Raw genomic sequence first — 232 nt, 5'->3', positions numbered from 1 at the left:
CCGCTGTTCGTGCCTGGGGAGGCAACCGAGACCGCGTCTGCGGTAGCCCACGGCTCCCTGCTTGGGCGCACGACTGTTCTCGCTGAGGGCATTGGAAACGGACCGGTCGAAGGGTTCCTGGGGAACTGGTCTAAGGCCGCCTGGGGCGTAGTTGGCGGCATCAACTACAGGATTTCTACCGAGGCCGCAGTCACAATAGGGGACAAGCTCGTCTCCCTATTCGAGCACAACC

The 232-nt window shown here is 62.5% G+C and carries 1 pseudogene; it reads left to right on the top strand.

Going from position 1 to position 232, the window contains the following annotated elements:
* Window positions 1–232: pseudogene (locus tag QP381_RS09525) on the top strand (phage major capsid protein); the annotation flags it as partial.

The sequence above is a fragment of the Pauljensenia sp. UMB6358 genome, assembly GCF_030216865.1.
GTDB classification, from domain to species: Bacteria; Actinomycetota; Actinomycetes; order Actinomycetales; family Actinomycetaceae; genus Pauljensenia; species Pauljensenia turicensis_A.
Note: the sequence above shows the minus strand (reverse complement) of the source record. Positions and strands in the feature narration are given on the sequence as shown.